The sequence below is a fragment of the Streptomyces sp. MZ04 genome (assembly GCF_004684775.1).
GTDB lineage: Bacteria > Actinomycetota > Actinomycetes > Streptomycetales > Streptomycetaceae > Streptomyces.
The window spans coordinates 1-15,536 of sequence record NZ_SRIC01000077.1 but is presented as its reverse complement, the minus strand read 5'-3'; the positions used below and the strand labels follow the sequence as shown (position 1 = coordinate 15,536).

Here is a 15,536-nt window from a genome sequence, read left to right as displayed (position 1 = left end):
GGCCGTGGGCAGAGCTGCGGCGGCGGGGAGCGCCGGGGCGGCGCTGTGGCCGCTCACGCGGGGGCCTCGTGCATGTCGCCGTCCGCCTCGGAAGCGATCTGGTAGGACAGCAACTTCGCGAAGGGCCCCTCCTGTTCGGAGAGTTCGGCGTACGTCCCTTCCTGAACGATCCTTCCTTCGTCGAGGACCACGATGCGGTCGGCGATGGCGACGCTGGTCATGCGGTGGGTCACCAGCAGGACGGCGCGGTCCCGGGCCAGGGACCGCAGCCGCTGGAAGATGCGGAATTCAGCGCGGGGGTCGAGGTTGGCGGTCGGCTCATCCAGGACGAGCAGTCCGGCCTGGCGGAAGAAGGCCCGGGCCAGGGCGATGCGCTGCCACTGGCCGCCGCTGAGCTCTTCGCCGTTGAGCCACTCGCGGGCCAGAAGGGTGTCCAGGCCGGCGCCGAGCGTGTCGACGACCTCGTCGGCATCGGCGGCCGCGCAGGCCTCGCGGACCGCCTCGTCACCGCGCTCGGTGGGCTGTCCCTGGTTCACGTTCTCGCGGACGGTCAGCGGCCAGTGGGCGTAGTCCTGCGGTACGAGGGCGACCTGCTGCCACAGCGCCTGCGGGTCGATGGTGTCGGTGGGAACGCCGTCCCAGAGCACTTGGCCGCTTCCCGACGGGAGGTAGAGGCCGCTGATCAGCTTCGACAGCGTCGATTTGCCGGAGCCGTTGTAGCCGACCAAGGCCGTGATCTCGCCGCGGCGCAGGGTGAGAGAGACGTCGGACAGGGCGTCGCGGTCCTTGCCGGCGTAGCGGTGGGTGAGCGCTTTGACCTCGATCGTTTCCGGCGCCGGGGGCCGGTGCGGGCCGCGGCGCATTTGGAAGCCGCCAGCCCGGTCCAGGAAGCGGGTCCAGTCGTCCATGTAGAGCCCGGTCCGTACGGTGCGCGCGCCGATGGACACCAGGCCGCGGACCGACATGCCGGCGGCCTGGAGGGCGAAGACAGCTGTTCCGGCGTGACCGACGGTGATCCGGCCGGTGGCAAGCAGCCACACGACTGCCGCCCATACCACCGCCGACCCCAGCCCTCCGCACACGGCGCCGATCAGAGACATGCGGGCGCCCTGGTCGGCTGCAGCCCGGTCCTCGCGGTTGATCCGGGCGACGGTGCTGCGGTAGCGGCCGGAAAGGAAATCGGCCATGGTTCCGGCGCGGATCTGGTCGGCGGCTTCGCGGGTGAAGATGTGCCAGCGCAGCACCGTCAGCATCCGGTTGTCGCCGTTGCTGCGCAGGTTGGCCAGGTAGCGGACACGGGCGGCGCTGACCTGGGCCACTGCTTGCGGCACGCTGGCGGCGACGAGGAGGGGGAGAAGCACCCAGTGCACACCCGCCAGGACGATCGCCCCGGCGAGGAAGGCGGCGGCCGAGGCAATCAGGTCCTGGCCTTCGTCGATCAGGTCACCGGTGACCTGGGCCCCGCGGTCGGCGGCCTCACGGTCGCGGTTGAAGTCCGGATCGTCGTAGGCAGACAGCTCGACCTCAACGCAGCCAGTGAGCAGCATCTGCTCGGCCTCGCGGGTCATCAGCGGACTCAGGCGGGAGGACAGCCAGTTGACCGTGATGCCGAGGAGCGCGCGTACCCCGGCGGCTCCGGCGAGCAGGGCGACGGAGGGCCACGCCTCAAGGAGCCGGTGGTAGACGTCGCCGTCGCGCAGCAGGGCGGTGAGGGTACCGGCGATCGCGACCAGGCCCAGGGCCTGCATCACGCCGGTGACCAGCTGACACAGCAGAAGGCCGACGGTCGCCCGCCGGTCGACGCGCCAGGCCAGGGCCAGCGACCGGCGCACCAGCTGGGGCAGGCGGCGGGCCATGTCACGCATCCGGATCGAGCGTCCGGCTGCCTCGCGGCTACCGGTCACGTCGACGAAGCGCATCTGCTGCTCGGACGAGGTGGGTTCGCTGGCCGCGGCCGGGGCGGAAGCGGCGGTCGGCCCGGTGGTGCGCGGGCCCGGAACCCTGTCGGCTGACGCATCGGTGGGCTCACTCATGCCGCCCACCCCGTATCCGGAATTGATGCTGCGCGAAGCTCGTCCGTGCGGGACACCGCAGCGGCGGGCCGATGTCCGTTTTCGGCGGGCTGATGCACGGGGGCAAGGGCGGGATTCATGGCGCTTCTTCTCCTTTGAGGGCGCCGCACAGCAGGCGCCGCAGAGTGGCTCAACTCTGCATCAATCAGGGAGGGTTGTGGCTCTGAGATGGTGCCCGGACCAACGATGCGACGGGGTGGATCGAACACGCGTGTTTAGGACGAAGCGGATTCGCCGACGGCATGCGGGATGCGCACGTCCCGAACACCTGCGCCCTTGTATTGCGCGGGCCCCGCCGCGACAGGCATTGGCCGAAACGCCGCAGCTGATACGCATGTGACGTATGAGGTTCACGGCGGGAGCTCTCCATCAGCAAGGCTCGGTGAACTGCCGTCCCACTCAGCCGGTCGGGGAGGCGGGCTGCACAACGGCGCGCGGTCGCGGTTCAGGAACGTCGCGATGGCGAGCGGTGAGTACCCGAAATACCTGCCCCGCTCCACATCGTCGTGGGGCTGGCGGGGGCCCCACGCGACGTTGTGGCAGGTGTCCCGGTACCTCGAGAGGATGAGCCGGGCACGTGGGTAGCCGGGCTTGCCGCGCAGGGCAGCCCATGCCCGCACGGCGGATGCGACGCTGCTCACCGACAGGTAGCCACCGCTGCGGGTGCTGCCGGTGGGCACCGCGAGCAGTACGGCGCCGTCCACCTGCACGCCGAGGGCCCTGTCGAGGAGGCCCGGATCAGCAAGGCGCTGCCCGAGCCATTCGATCTCCTCGGCACACTCCTGAACTGTGGGACAGACGAGCGGCGCGGCGATGCGCGCCAGTAAGAAACGACGCTTGCCGCGCGCAGGGGCGCAAGACCCGGACGCCAGCCTGCCCCACCGGCCCACCAAGCGGGACCGCACGCGGCCGTCATGGAAGAGGGCGTACGGTCCGGCCGCAGTGAATCCCGGCAGAGGATCTCGGACGGCGCGAAGGAGCTCCGCCACCGCAACCAATATGCGCAGCGATAGGTCGCGGTGGACGGTCACTGGTTCCTCCCAGCGGGGTTCAGCGCGTGCGCCGTCGGCGCGCGGGGATGCGGCAGCCGCGGGGCACACCAGGGCGATGGACGTGTCGATGAGCGGAACGTGAGAGAAGACCGGAAGCCCTCCATCTGGTTGTGCCGCCTCAACGTCGACTACGCGGTGCCGGTCCACCTCATCGGCGGTCGTACGGAACACCGCCATGCGACAACCGGCACCGCGGTGCGTGCCACGACAAGGGACAGCACCCTCGACGATCGCAGTCACAGGCAAAGGTTCCTCAGGGCGTGAAACCAGAACTTCGAAGACCAGGGTCACCACGGGGTTCCTGGTCTTCGAAGCCCCGGGGGCTAGGGGCGAATGGGGGACAGGGGAGACGCCCCGGCAGCTCGAGCTCGTACTGCTGGCATGTCTTGACCACTCGGGAGCCGATCACCAGCCTGCCCTGCCGCCATCTGCCGGGCCAGGTGTACGGGGGCTCATACCGAGGGTCATTCAATTCCGCCTTCCACCACGCGGCGAGCAGCCTCAAACCTGTGTATTTCCATGCCAATTGCTGGCAGGCGGGCCGTCTCTTTGCGGGAATGACCCCCGATATGAGCCGGTGGGCAGGTGGACTTCCCGTTCGGACATGGGCGACGGTGAGAGCGGGGCTGACGAGAGCCGCGCTCCGCCCCACTTCTCTCCAAACTCCCCGGGACCACTGCCTCGTCGCTGTGCTGCTCCGCGGCGAGCCGAGCCCGGCGCCCTGTCCTTCGCGATGAGAGCGAGCCCACCGTCGTGACCGATTCACACTTGCCCCAGCGACGCCTGGTCGCCGAATGGGACGAGCACCCTCTTGGCGTCGGTTGCCGGCCCATCGGGGGACCGGCAACCAACCTTGGCCACGCCACAGGATGGGCCCCAGTGAACGACGACTGCGCGGTTGACGCCCTCCTGCGCGCCCGCGAAGAGGGAGCAACTGTCTTCGACACCTCGGACGTCTACGGCCTCGGGCACTCCCAGAGGCTGCTGGGTCGCATGCTTGCCCAGGTACCCCGCAAGAGCATCAGCATCACCAGCACGGTCGGGGCCTTCAGGGGCACCAGCGTCAATGCCTACAGCTCCCTCCACCTGCACGCGCAAGTGGAGCAGAGCCTTGAGAACCTCGGCGTGGAATCGCTGGATGTCCTGACACTGCACCACACCGACTTCGGTCCTCGCGACCAGTACCTCGAAGAGGCACGGGAGACGCTGGAGGCCCTGCGCGACCTCGGCAGAGTCAAGGCGCTCGGAATGCGGGCGCCCACCCGGCTGGCGGCAAGCACCGCAGCCTCGGGCGACCACAACCAGGTGAGCGCGGCTCGATTCGCCTTCCTCGTCGCACAGTTCGGTCCCAAGGTCATCACCACCCCCTTCAACCCCCTCATCCAGCCACCCGAATCCGAGGCCGCCGACAGCGAAGAGGACGAGGACATCTTCAGCTTCGCCCGTCGCCACGGCGTCGCCACCATGATCTACGAGCCTCTGGGCCAGGGACTGCTCACCGGCAAATATCTTCCGGACACGGCCTTCGGCTCTGGAGACGTCCGCTCCCGCATCGCCGCGCCGGTCCTGGACGCCGTCCAGCGAGGCCTGCAGCCCCTGCGAGACAGGTTCGGACCCACCCCGCCAGACCTCGCCCGGGTCGCCCTCCACTACTGCCTCAAGCGCTGCCCGGACTCGATCGTTCTGACCGGATTCACCAGTTCACAGCAGGTGGCCGGGAACTACCAGGGCTTGAAGACTGAACTGAACGCACCGGACTGCGAATTCATCGACGCCGCGTACGCGGCCCTGCGAGCCGATCTGGTAGAGCTCGGCCAGGTCCGCTCAAGGGACGCGGCGTCCGTGCCATGAATCCCCGGACCGAGCCGAGCCGGCCTGCCCACGCCCACGAGAGGCGACCGCATAACAACCCCCGTGCCGCGCAAGGTGAAGAGGGCGAGGCCCAAATGAGCCCTACCAGTACCTTTTGGATGAACCACGCCATCAGCGTCGCACAAAGGGCGCCACAATCAGGTCGGCGAGTCGGCGTTGCGCTCGTGTCTGAACACAACGAGCTGATTTGCTCCGCCTTCGAGGGCGAAGTACGCGGCGCATCCTGGTTACGAATTCTGCGGCACAAGATACAAGAATTCAGAATATCCAGCGCACACAGCGTCTATCTAACGATCAACACCCTATCGGCGACCTGGTCGTTTGACCTCGCCGAGCTGCTCAAAAAAGTGCGCACCGACAAGATATACATCGGTCTGCCAGATCCCGCGCTGACGAGCTACCTCGATGACGATCCCGTCTCTGTGCGACGTCATGTATACCGATTCCCCGACGACTTGCAGCGCGAAATTCTCGATCAGAACCGACGCTTATACGCAGCGAGCGAGCAAAATATCGAGTGCAATCCACACTACTCCGAGCATCGCATTAGTGAAGCAGTCTCCACCAGGCTGAAGTCGAAAGGGTTCGCTCTTTCCAGGGGCGAAATCAATGCGAACAGGAGGAAGTTTGCGCTCGCCTCTCTGATCTGCGAGAGGTACGGAGTCGAGTACAAGGAGGCTGATCGCGCCGTACACGACGCGCTATCTGAAGCATTCGACACGAAGTACGGCACGTATGACTACGCATACGACGCTCGCTCCGCCAATGTGAAGTGGGTCGATGACTTCATATCGGTTTACAGCAGTGCGTCAACAAGGCCTCTGTCTACCGTGAGCATCCTCAACGTCGGCGTCGGAACAGGGTACGAAGCAGAAGCCTTGTTCTCAGATTGCCCGCAGATCACCTTTGTTGACATCGCGGAACGCGGTCTCAGGAATATCGGCAGGCGCATTATCTCATCGAGGACTGTCGTCTCCAGCGCTGAAGAACTGTCCGCCCTACCGGAAAACGGCTATGATTTGTATGTCTCCTTGAGGACGTACAACTCGTCGTTCTTCGATACGTCCAAAGCAGTCTCAGAGGCACACAGAGTACTGAAACCCGGCGCAGTGATTATCGTCTCCGTAGCCAACGGCTTTCTCTATGCACAACGGGGCTGCGTCGTGCCAGGCCTGATAGTCCCGGGCACTGACTTCGTCGACCTCTACCGGGGAATGGACACCGCTAAGCTGATGTGCGCGGAACTGGACCGTGCTGGATTCAAAGACATCCGAATGATCCCGACAGATACCGAGATCTACCTGTCCGCCGTAGCCGCCTAGTGACTTCACCACCCCTCCAAGCGAACACGTGCACGACGATTCTGGACAGAGTGCCGAGCGCAACCAGGATCAAGGAAGGACTCATGCAATGAACGGGCGAATGACTGTTGCCCAACGAGTTCTGCAGTTCAACGAGGAACTTGCGGGCACAGTGCTTGAACTACCCCCAGGATTCGCGGTCATCAATCCGTTCAGCGGACCCCAGAAAGAACGTGTCCGCGAAGTTTCAACCGCCTTCTATCAAAAATACTACGACGACCAAAAGCTGCGCCGTCTCGTACTGGGGAGCTCGCCCGCCCGACGCGGCACGGCCGTGACCGGGGTGCCTTTTGAAGATGCCGATCTCCTCGAAAGCGAAACGGGAATCGGTATCGACGGCTACGCAGTAAGCCGATCCTCCTCTGGGTTTTTGCACGATGTCATTAGGCGTTACGGGGGTCGCCAAGAGTTTTACGCCGACTTCGTCATGAGTTTTGTGTGTCCCCTTGGTCTGGTGAGGGCGAACGCCAAAGGGAAGGAGGTCAACTGCAACTATTACGAAACCAAGGCGTTGCGCGAAAATCTGCACCCTTTCATCGTGGATGCCATGAAACGTCAGCTAGCGTTTGGAATTGACACCTCGGTGTGCTACTGCATTGGCAGTGGTGAGAATTTCAAGTTCCTCTCGAAGGTGAACGGGGACCAACGGTTCTTCCGGAAGATCGTGCCCTTGGAGCACCCGCGTTTCATTACTCAATACAATCCGGAAAGAAAGGGCGACTTCGTCGACAAATACATTGGAGCCCTGCGCGAGCGAGCTGCCGATCAGCTGTAACGACCCCCAGGCATCGGCTCGTTCGGCGGTGTCGTTGCTATTTTCGGTTTCGCGCATTCTGGGCAATCGGCGACCTCCAGCTGGTTCTATACCGGTCGCAGGCTCCGTTCCCGGCACAATCGACAGAAGGAGAACGGTACAGTGGCTACAGAAGACAGGGCCCTGGTCCACTTCGACTCGGAATGTGTCAGCGTTTACCGCGCACGGGGCGGAGTGTTGACTTTGCTCAAAAGGGAGCGCTCCGCGTTCGCGAAGCATCTCGCTCCCGGGATGCTGGCCGACAAGATCGGCGAGTTCTGCGACGGGCTAAAGGGATTCGCCGAGAATCTCGACAGGAAACGGACGCGAATGTACGCCACGGGGGTATTCCAGCAGCTCTCGCAGCCGGACGCGGTCAGTCTGGTCAACAGTGTCTATGTCGACACCGGTCTATATTTCAACATTGTGGGACCTGAGCTGGAGCGGTTCTACTTGAAATCGGCCACGTCCGCCAGTGGATCGAACGCCATGATGGAAGGCGTGATCCGGCAGGAATTCCGTAATGTCGTCGTCTGCGGCAGCTTCCAGCAATCTCTGGGGTACATCGAGGCCACCATTGCCCGTCTGCGCGAGAGCGGTGCTGTCGTGCTGAGCCCTGGGAGTACAAAGGTCAAGCCGGAGACCGTGGGCGGCGACTTCGTTCTCTTCGATTACCAGGATTTTCTCAAGAACGAACGCGACACGTGGCGGCACAAGTATGTGCACATGGACAAGTTCAGACAGTCCGACGCTGTTGTCGTGTGCAATCCCGGAGGCATTGTCGGAAAAGGCACGGTCTTCGAGCTCGGCTTCATGTCTGCGATTTCCCAGAGGGTGATCTTCACGGAGGAGCCCGTGGGCGTGTCAGTCCTGTTTCCCTGCGAGATCGGTCTGGAAGTCTGAGCGCTACGCCTCCTGCCGAGCGCACTGCCTCTGTCAGAAGTGACTTCTCGGCCACGACGATACGGAAAGGATCCACGCTGGTGCGCGATGCAGAGCTCATCGACATAGTGCGCGATAGGTTGCGAGAGATCGTGGCGGCTGTCCTCGAAATAGACAAGGCAGACATCGAGCCTGATGCCCTGTTCTACGAGGATCTCGGCATCGACTCGCTGGAAAAGGTTGCGATCGCGGCCGCGATCGAGCGCGAGTTCGGAGCCCTGTCTCCTGAGGAAGCGGCAGCTCTCACCAGCCTGGACGCCGCGGTGTCCGTGGTCGGGGAGCGGGCGGCCAGACTCCGTGGTGTCGACCTGATCGACTGCTTGGTGGCGGGTCATGTCTCCGCCGGACAAGGCGCAAGGGTTAGCTACCTCGACCCCCAAGCGGGGGAGATCACCTACGCGGGCCTCCTGGAGGCAGCACGCGGATACGCGGGCGCCCTCAGGGCAGCAGGTGTGCCTGAGGGAGCCCGCGGCCTTCTGATCGCCGACGACTCCGTGGCGACCGTGGTCGCCGTCCTCGGCCTGTGGTGGCACGGTGGTGTCCCCGTCGTGATCAGTCCGGGGCTCATGGACGACGACGTCCGCTACATCGCCGAGGACTGCGCCGCCGCGATGGTGCACCTCGACGCAGCTCCCAGGCGGCAACGCGCGCTGGAGGAACTGTTCGCAACGACAACCCAGTTCGCCGGCGCTGATGTCCGCGCTGCTCTGGCGACGGCCGAGCCCGGTCCCGCACGCCGCCCGCAGGGGGCCGGGCCCCCGGCCGTGTGGAGCGCGGGGCGTGAGGCGCTCGTGCAGTACACCTCCGGAAGTACCGGCATGCCCAAGGGAGTCCGGCACTCCGCGGGCGCGATCGCGGCGCTGACCGACGGCATCGGCACGGTCCTGGCGCTGACGCCCGAGGACACCGTGCTGTCCAGCGCCCGGATGCCGTTCGGCTACGGCTTCGGCAACTCCGTCCTGTGCCCTCTGGCGGCCGGCTCCCGCGTTGCACTCATCCACGGCACGGTCGACGTTCACTCACTCAGCGCCGCGATGCGGCGCCATCAACCCACCGTGCTGTTCTCCGTCCCCCGGCTGTACGCGGCGCTGCTGAAAGCCTCCGAGACGACGGCGCTCGCCTCCGACTCCGTGCGGCTGTGCGTGGCGGCGGGCGAGAATCTGCCGGGTCCGCTCAGCGAGCGGATCCGCACCGCCTTCCAGGCCGAGCTGCTCAACGGTCTCGGCGCTACCGAGGTCCTCTACACCGTCGTTGGCACGCCGCCGGGGCATGCGCTCCCAGGCACCTTCGGGGTCCCAGTGCCCGGGATCACCGCGACCGTCCGCGCCGCGGACGGCACACCCATCGCCGACGGGGAGAAGGGCCGGCTGCACATCGCGGGCCCAACCGTCGCCCTCGGCTACATCGGCCGCCCAGAGGCAGCAGCGACCACCTTCGCCGACGGCGGTGCCTACACCGGCGACGTGGTGCGCCGTGCGCCGGACGGCACGTACACCCATCTCTGCCGCGCCGACGACCTGCTCAACCTGGGCGGCTACAAGGTCGTGCCGAGTGAGATCGAGAGCGTCATCCGCGGCGTGGAAGAGGTCCAGGACTGCGTGGTGGTCGGCGGCCGCGATGCCGATGGCCTGGAGCAGGCCGTGGCGTATCTGGTGGCCCGGCGGGGATCCGACACGGCCGTGGTGCGGCGCGCGGTGATCGCCGCGATCCGCGGCGGTCTTGCCGCCTACAAGCGGCCCGCCCGACTGGAGTTCCTCGACGAGCTCCCGACCACGTCGACCGGCAAGCTGGCCGCCTTCAAGCTGAGGAAGGCGGCGATACAACCGTGACCTGGGATATTACGGGCATGGCCGCCGTCGCCAACATCGGTGTCAGCCCCCGGGAGATCTTCGCCGCGTTGTGCGCGGGCCAGGAGAGCCGCACGCCCCTGAAGGCGTTCGACCCGGACAAGTACAGGGCGGCCTACGCCTACGAAATCGACGACCGGCCCGAGGGCGGCGGCGACACCCCGCGGCGCGCCACCCGCTGGCTCACCACCGTCGTGCGCCAGGCAGTCGCCGACGCGGGCCTGGACGAAGACCTGTCGCAGATACCCGTCCTGGTCGGGACCACCATGCGCGAGCAGCGCAGCCTCGAACTGTGGTGGCGCGACCACGCGCAAGTCGCCCTCGAAGACCTCCACTTCGGCACCGCACTGAAGGAGACCTTCGGCGCGTCCACCACGTACACCTTCGCCAACGCCTGCTCCGCCACGCTGTACGCGCTCGCCATGGCCACCGACATGATCGAGCTCGGCATGGCCGACACGGTCGTCGTCGCGGGCACCGACGCCGCCACCGAGAGCGGCTTCGGCACGCTCGACCGAGTGCAGACCGACATCCCCGACGCGCTGCGCCCCTTCGACGCCACGCACAAGGGCATGCTGATGGGGGAGGGCGCGGCCGCCGTCGTCGTCCAGCGGGACGGCACTGGGAACGGGCCCGTGCACGCCAGGGTGCGCGGTGTGTCCATGAACTGCGACGCGCACCACGCCACCGCTCCCGATCCCGACGGCATCACCCGCGCGGTCAAGGACGCCTACAGCAGAGCAGGGGTACGGGCGCAGGACATCGACTTGGTGATGCTGCACGGCAGCGGAACCCCCCGCAACGACCTGACGGAGGCGAGCGTCCTGCGCCACATCTTCCACAGCGTCAAAACCGGTCCACGGATGACCGCCATCAAGGCGATGACCGGCCACACCCTGGGCGGCTCAGGACTCCTCAGCCTCGTCATGGCGGTGCTCGCCGTGAAGGAAGGAACCGTACCCCCGGTCCTGGGACTCACCGACCCGATCCCCGAGGCCGCAGGACTGGACCTGGTGCAGGGCTCCCCCGCAGCCGCCGACGTGAACATCGCCCAGATCAACGCATTCGGCTTCGGAGGGATCAACGCCGTCGCGATCGTGGAGGCAGCCCGTTGACGTCCTCCCCCTCCTGAAGAGGGGGATTCCAACCCCTACGCTGAGAGAAGGAGTTGAGGTTCACGGTGTGTCAGCCGCGTAGCCGCAGGCTCTTCCCGTGCAGCAACCGCCCGCCCGGCGGCCGTCTTGATGTTGATGGCGGCGTTCACGTCCGCATTGCCCGTGTGCCCGCAAGACCGGCACGAGATGCGCGCTTGACTCTCACGCGCCTCCCGGTCGGTGATCCCGCAGGCGGAACACGTATGGGACGAGTACGCCGGATCGATCCTCACGACGCGGCCGGGCGCTTTGTGCTCCAGCCGCGTCACGAGCAGACCCCACCCGGAGGCGAGGATGCCCCGGTTCAGGCCCGCCTTCGCGGCCACGTTCCGGCCCGGCTCCTCCACGGTGCCCTTAGCCGAACGCGTCATGCCCCGGATGTTCAGATCCTCGACGCCGATCACATCGAAGCACCGCGCGAGGCTGGTGCTGGTCTTCTCGATCCAGTCTTTACGCCGGTCCGTCTCACGCGCTTTGAGTACGGCAATCTGGGCCTTGACCCGGGAACGCCGACTGGATCCGCGCTGGGCACGCGACAGCTTCCGCTGAAGCCGTACCAAACGCCGCCGCTCCGAGGCTGCGAGGTCGGGTGCGTGCAGCAGCTCACCCGTGGACAGCGCTGCCGACACCGTCACCCCACGATCCACACCCACAACCTGACCGTTACCCGGCGCAGGGACCGGGGCGGGTACGACGGCGAACGCAATATGCCAACGCCCCGCCGAATCCCGGGTGATGCGGTACGACTTCACCCCGTCGGGCAGCGGCCGCGACAGCCTAAACCGCACCCAACCGGCCTTCGGCACCCACACCCTGGCCGCATTGCGCGACAGGCGCTCGATGTGCTCCGACCGCACGGCGACGATCCGGAAACCCTCATGGCGACCGGCCTTGCGCCACGTGGGACGCCGGTGCGTACCGGCGAAGAAATTGCTCACGGCCTGGCCGAAGTCCCGCAAGGCCTGCTGCTGCACCATCTGCGACCCGGCCCGCAGCCACCCGAACTCCCGCCGCGCCTCCGTCAGCTGACGAGCCTGGGCCACGTAGTTCGGGGCAGGGCCCCGGCGGGGTGTCCACCAGGCATGCTGCTCGACCGCGAGGTTCCACACGTACCGGGCGTCCGCGCAGTGTTCCGACAGGCGTCGAGCCTGGTCAGGGGTGGGGCGCAGCCGGTAACGGGACATGCCGCCAACCTACTGTCCGCCACTGACACGCCGGGATCTACCCAGAGGGCGAACCGGATTACCCCTGCCCCGCTCACGCGGGAGCTTCGTTTCCTTCCCCGCCTGAACGCGGGGGTATCCACGGAAGAAGCCCTATGAGTGCGACGAGTAGCGCACGTATGGGGAACTTGGGCGCCCGGGAGATTGTCGTCACAGGCATCGGACTGGCGTTCTCTGGTGTCGCGACGTACGGCGACCTCCTGGGACCGCTGCCGGGTGAGGGCGGCTTCGACCCGTCAACCGAACTCAGCGGGCGCGAGCTGCGCCATAAGGACCGTGCGTCCCGGCTTGCCCTGCGGGCTGCCGAGTTCGCCTTCCACGACGCGGGTCTGACCGATGCCAACGCGACGTTCACGGGTGCGGCTGATTCGACCGCCGTCGTGGTCAGCACCAACCTGGGCAACGTGGACAGCGTCTGCTACGCCACCGACACCATCGCCAGAGAAGGAGTGCGGGGCCTCAGCCCGTTGGGCTTGCCTCAGACATCAAGCAATGTCATCGCTGGCTGGGTGGCCATCCGCTACGGGCTGCGCGGTCCCAACCTCACCGTCTGCAACGGCGTCACGAGCGGCCTGGATGCCGTGTCCTGGGCCCGGAACCTCATCGTGGCCGGGCGCGCCGAGGCAGCCGTTGTCGTCGGCGTCGAACCAGCCAACGACGTGGTGACGAAGCTGCTCGGCGAGCAGTCCACCGACGCGGCGGTCGCGATCGTGCTGGAACCAGTGAACGCAGCCGTTTCCCGTGGCACACGGCCGCGCGCCACGATCGCCGGATACGCACGGACCCGGCGACTCGCCGATGCGTTGACCTTCGCTGGTGTGACGCAGGAGAAGACCGTCGGACTGTGGCTCGTGGACGAGGCGGATGCCGGGCCGGGCCAGCTGCTCGCAGCCACTCGCCGGGTCGATCTGGAGGCCCAGCTGGGCCCGCTGTCCGGGGCACTGGGCGTCCTACAGTGCGCAGCCGCGGCCGCCCATCTGGAGAGCGACGCCACCGGGAACGTGCTCGCCACGGCTGGAGGCCCTCGCCACGACGCGGCAGCCGCTCTGCTGCTGTCCCCTTGACCGACCATTCGTCCATCCACGCCGGAGCGAGGTAAACACCCATGACCACTGCATCCGCGAACATTGAGGGTCTCCGCGCCCTGATAGCCGGCGTATTGGAGATCGATCCGGAGGAGGTCACCGACGAGGCGCACTTCACCGACGAGCTCGACATCGATTCGCTGCTGATGCTCGAGCTCTCAACCCGCGTGGAGAATGCGTACGGCGTCCCGGAGAACACCGTGGTCATCAGTGGTGCCACCACCCTCGCTGAGCTGCACGCCTTCGTCATCTCGAAGCTCGTCGGCGAGACGTCGGCTTGCCCGGTCATCCGCCCGAGGCCGCAGAGCGACCCAGCGGCGCGCCTGTTCATGTTCCACCACGCCGGCGGCTCACACCTGCTCTACCGGGGCTGGGCGGAGCACTTCCCGGGGGACTGGGAACTCTGCCTCCTGGAGGCCCCCGGCCGAGGCCAGCTACAGACACTGCCGCTGATCGACGACTGCGATCAGCTGGTCGACTACTTCCACGCCGCCATCGCTCCGTTGCTTGACCGGCCCTTCGGGTTCTTCGGTCACAGCATGGGCGCACTCATCGCCTACCAGCTCACTCGCCGACTTCTTCTTGGCGAGGGGACCCCGCTCCCGAACTGGCTGGGTGTGTCGGCCTACGGCGCCCCGCGAGGTGAGGCTGGTGCCGACGGCCGTCCTCCCCTGATGTCGGACGATGAACTGCGCGGCTGGCTGCGGACCGTGGGCGGCAGCCCACGGCAGCTCCTCGACGACGACGCAGTCTGGCGCACGTTCGCCCCGGTGTTCCGCAGCGACTTCAAACTCCTGGACACCTGGGCTCCTCCCCGCAACCCCGAGCCGCTGCCCGTTCCACTCTCGGCATTCGGGGGCCGCCGCGACAAGCTGACCGGCGAGGACCGTCTGCTCTCCTGGGAGGCGTTCACGACGCATTTCCGCGGACTTGAGAGGTACGAGGGCGGCCACTTCTACTTGATGGACCACCGGCAACCTCTCGCTGTTGCCATCACGGCCGCGATGCGTTCCGCCGCTGCTTGAGCGCGCATTCACCACCCCGCCACCCGCTAGATGATCAACTCCAAGGGGTGCCTGCGGAGGGTGTGGGGGTGAGCCCTCAGGCGCCGGGGTCGACTTCGGGGTGCGTGAACCGCACAGGCTTGCCCAGCGACCGGGCGTAGGCGATTTCGGCCCGGGTGCTGTCTCCGATGTAGTCGCCGACGACGAGCACCTCATCAGCCAGCAAGATCTTCGCCCGGTGCAATTCGTCGAGTCGAACCTTCAGCGCCTCAGCCTCGACGGGATCGGACCAAAGTGCGTGCGACGACTTCATGTCGCAACCCGGCTTGACGACAATCTTCCCGGGCCGAGCGATGGTCTCCCGCAGCTCGGCCTCGGCCATCTCGGCCATGAAACGGGTGGAGCCGCAGATCACGACGATACGAGGGAAACTCAGCTGCTTCTTCGCGGCAGCGAGTTGCTCCTCGGGGGTGATCAACTGCGGGGACGACACTGGTTCCTCCTGGCGGTGCGGGTCCGAGGGGTGCCTGCGGAGACAACAACGAAGGAGTCCAGGACCGTCGCGGCGAACGACGTGGACACCCTCGCGCCGGCACTCTATGCGACGAGCCCCGTTATCTTCTTCGCGGTTCCGCAATGGGACCGCTGGCCTCCGGGCCCGGCATGACTGTTGCCCCCTGTCGAACCGATGACCTGGGGGGTGGTGTCACCGGGCCCGAGAGGCGCCGTTGGAGACGCTGATGAGAGGTCCGACTACCGCCTGGCCGAGCGCAATGCCCGGCCGTTCGCGGGCGGCAGGTCTGCATAACGTGGATGCGCGCATACGGTGCCAACGCCCTGGCCAGCACCGCACGAACCTCGTTAAGGAGGATGGGTTGGACGACATCGATGACGTGGGCGTCTTCCTCGGTCTGGACGTCGGCAAGAGCGCCCATCACGGGCACGGACTCACCCCGGCCGGGAAGAAGGTCTTCGACAAGCAACTGCCCAACAGCGAGCCGAAACTGCGGGCCGTCTTCGACAAGCTGACCGCCAAGTTCGACAGCGTCCTGGTGATCGTGGACCAGCCCGCCTCCATCGGCGCCCTGCCCCTGACCGTCGCCCGGGACGCCGGCTGCAAGGTCGCCTACC

The 15,536-nt window shown here is 66.4% G+C and carries 13 protein-coding genes; 9 read left to right on the top strand and 4 right to left on the bottom strand.

The window, feature by feature from the left end; translation table 11 throughout:
• Nucleotides 1-53 precede the first annotated feature (53 nt).
• Nucleotides 54-1,919: an ABC transporter ATP-binding protein gene (locus E2651_RS18230; protein WP_135332229.1), complete on the bottom strand. Its 1,866-nt coding sequence runs from the start codon at nucleotides 1,917-1,919 to the stop codon at nucleotides 54-56.
• 503 nt (nucleotides 1,920-2,422) lie between these two features.
• Nucleotides 2,423-3,415, bottom strand: coding sequence for a DUF6302 family protein (locus tag E2651_RS18225; RefSeq protein ID WP_135332221.1), 993 nt, complete (start codon nucleotides 3,413-3,415; stop codon nucleotides 2,423-2,425).
• A 462-nt stretch (nucleotides 3,416-3,877) separates the two neighbouring features.
• On the opposite strand from E2651_RS18225, the gene E2651_RS18220 reads away from it, so the two are divergent.
• The 6 genes from E2651_RS18220 to E2651_RS18195 all read left to right on the top strand — a co-directional run bounded on the left by E2651_RS18220 (nucleotide 3,878) and on the right by E2651_RS18195 (nucleotide 11,054).
• Entirely contained in the window at nucleotides 3,878-4,975 is a 1,098-nt protein-coding gene (locus tag E2651_RS18220; RefSeq protein ID WP_280922799.1) for an aldo/keto reductase, read from the top strand.
• A 119-nt stretch (nucleotides 4,976-5,094) separates the two neighbouring features.
• Entirely contained in the window at nucleotides 5,095-6,318 is a 1,224-nt protein-coding gene (locus tag E2651_RS18215) for a class I SAM-dependent methyltransferase (protein ID WP_167828822.1), read from the top strand.
• Nucleotides 6,319-6,406: 88 nt separating this feature from the next.
• Nucleotides 6,407-7,132 carry a uracil-DNA glycosylase family protein gene (locus tag E2651_RS18210; protein ID WP_135332218.1) on the top strand — a complete coding sequence of 242 codons (726 nt, stop codon included), beginning with the start codon at nucleotides 6,407-6,409 and terminating at the stop codon, nucleotides 7,130-7,132.
• A gap of 141 nt (nucleotides 7,133-7,273) precedes the next feature.
• The gene (locus E2651_RS18205) at nucleotides 7,274-8,053 is read left to right on the top strand and encodes a hypothetical protein (protein ID WP_135332217.1); all 780 of its coding nucleotides are present in this window, start codon (nucleotides 7,274-7,276) and stop codon (nucleotides 8,051-8,053) included.
• A gap of 80 nt (nucleotides 8,054-8,133) precedes the next feature.
• Nucleotides 8,134-9,921: an AMP-binding protein gene (locus E2651_RS18200; RefSeq protein ID WP_245238959.1), complete on the top strand. Its 1,788-nt coding sequence runs from the start codon at nucleotides 8,134-8,136 to the stop codon at nucleotides 9,919-9,921.
• Entirely contained in the window at nucleotides 9,918-11,054 is a 1,137-nt protein-coding gene (locus E2651_RS18195; protein ID WP_135332216.1) for a beta-ketoacyl synthase N-terminal-like domain-containing protein, read from the top strand. Before E2651_RS18200 ends, E2651_RS18195 begins: the two co-directional genes overlap by 4 nt.
• A 35-nt stretch (nucleotides 11,055-11,089) precedes the next feature.
• Here E2651_RS18195 and E2651_RS18190 read toward each other — a convergent pair whose 3' ends face one another.
• Entirely contained in the window at nucleotides 11,090-12,277 is a 1,188-nt protein-coding gene (locus E2651_RS18190; protein WP_135332215.1) for an RNA-guided endonuclease TnpB family protein, read from the bottom strand.
• Nucleotides 12,278-12,435: 158 nt separating this feature from the next.
• Between E2651_RS18190 and E2651_RS18185 the strand changes: the two genes are divergently transcribed.
• Together E2651_RS18185 and E2651_RS18180 are read left to right on the top strand one after the other, a co-directional pair.
• On the top strand, nucleotides 12,436-13,380 hold the full coding sequence (locus tag E2651_RS18185; RefSeq protein ID WP_245238958.1) for a beta-ketoacyl synthase N-terminal-like domain-containing protein: 945 nt from the start codon (nucleotides 12,436-12,438) through the stop codon (nucleotides 13,378-13,380).
• Nucleotides 13,381-13,421: 41 nt separating this feature from the next.
• Nucleotides 13,422-14,426, top strand: coding sequence for an alpha/beta fold hydrolase (locus E2651_RS18180; RefSeq protein WP_135332213.1), 1,005 nt, complete (start codon nucleotides 13,422-13,424; stop codon nucleotides 14,424-14,426).
• A 76-nt stretch (nucleotides 14,427-14,502) separates the two neighbouring features.
• On the opposite strand, the gene E2651_RS18175 is transcribed toward E2651_RS18180, so the two are convergent.
• Complete coding sequence (locus E2651_RS18175) at nucleotides 14,503-14,898, bottom strand: hypothetical protein (protein WP_135332212.1); 396 nt, start codon at nucleotides 14,896-14,898, stop codon at nucleotides 14,503-14,505.
• A gap of 382 nt (nucleotides 14,899-15,280) precedes the next feature.
• Here E2651_RS18175 and E2651_RS18170 point away from each other — a divergent pair.
• A partial coding sequence (locus E2651_RS18170; RefSeq protein ID WP_167828821.1) for a transposase occupies nucleotides 15,281-15,536 on the top strand: 256 nt, incomplete at its 3' end.

What these genes read in the sequence shown, in the direction of transcription:
- E2651_RS18230 (WP_135332229.1), bottom strand. Translation starts at nt 1,919, where the DNA reads ATGCGCTTCGTCGACGTGACCGGTAGCCGCGAGGCAGCCGGACGCTCG.
- E2651_RS18215 (WP_167828822.1), top strand. Translation starts at nt 5,095, where the DNA reads ATGAACCACGCCATCAGCGTCGCACAAAGGGCGCCACAATCAGGTCGG.
- E2651_RS18210 (WP_135332218.1), top strand. Translation starts at nt 6,407, where the DNA reads ATGAACGGGCGAATGACTGTTGCCCAACGAGTTCTGCAGTTCAACGAG.
- E2651_RS18190 (WP_135332215.1), bottom strand. Translation starts at nt 12,277, where the DNA reads ATGTCCCGTTACCGGCTGCGCCCCACCCCTGACCAGGCTCGACGCCTG.
- E2651_RS18185 (WP_245238958.1), top strand. Translation starts at nt 12,436, where the DNA reads ATGGGGAACTTGGGCGCCCGGGAGATTGTCGTCACAGGCATCGGACTG.
- E2651_RS18180 (WP_135332213.1), top strand. Translation starts at nt 13,422, where the DNA reads ATGACCACTGCATCCGCGAACATTGAGGGTCTCCGCGCCCTGATAGCC.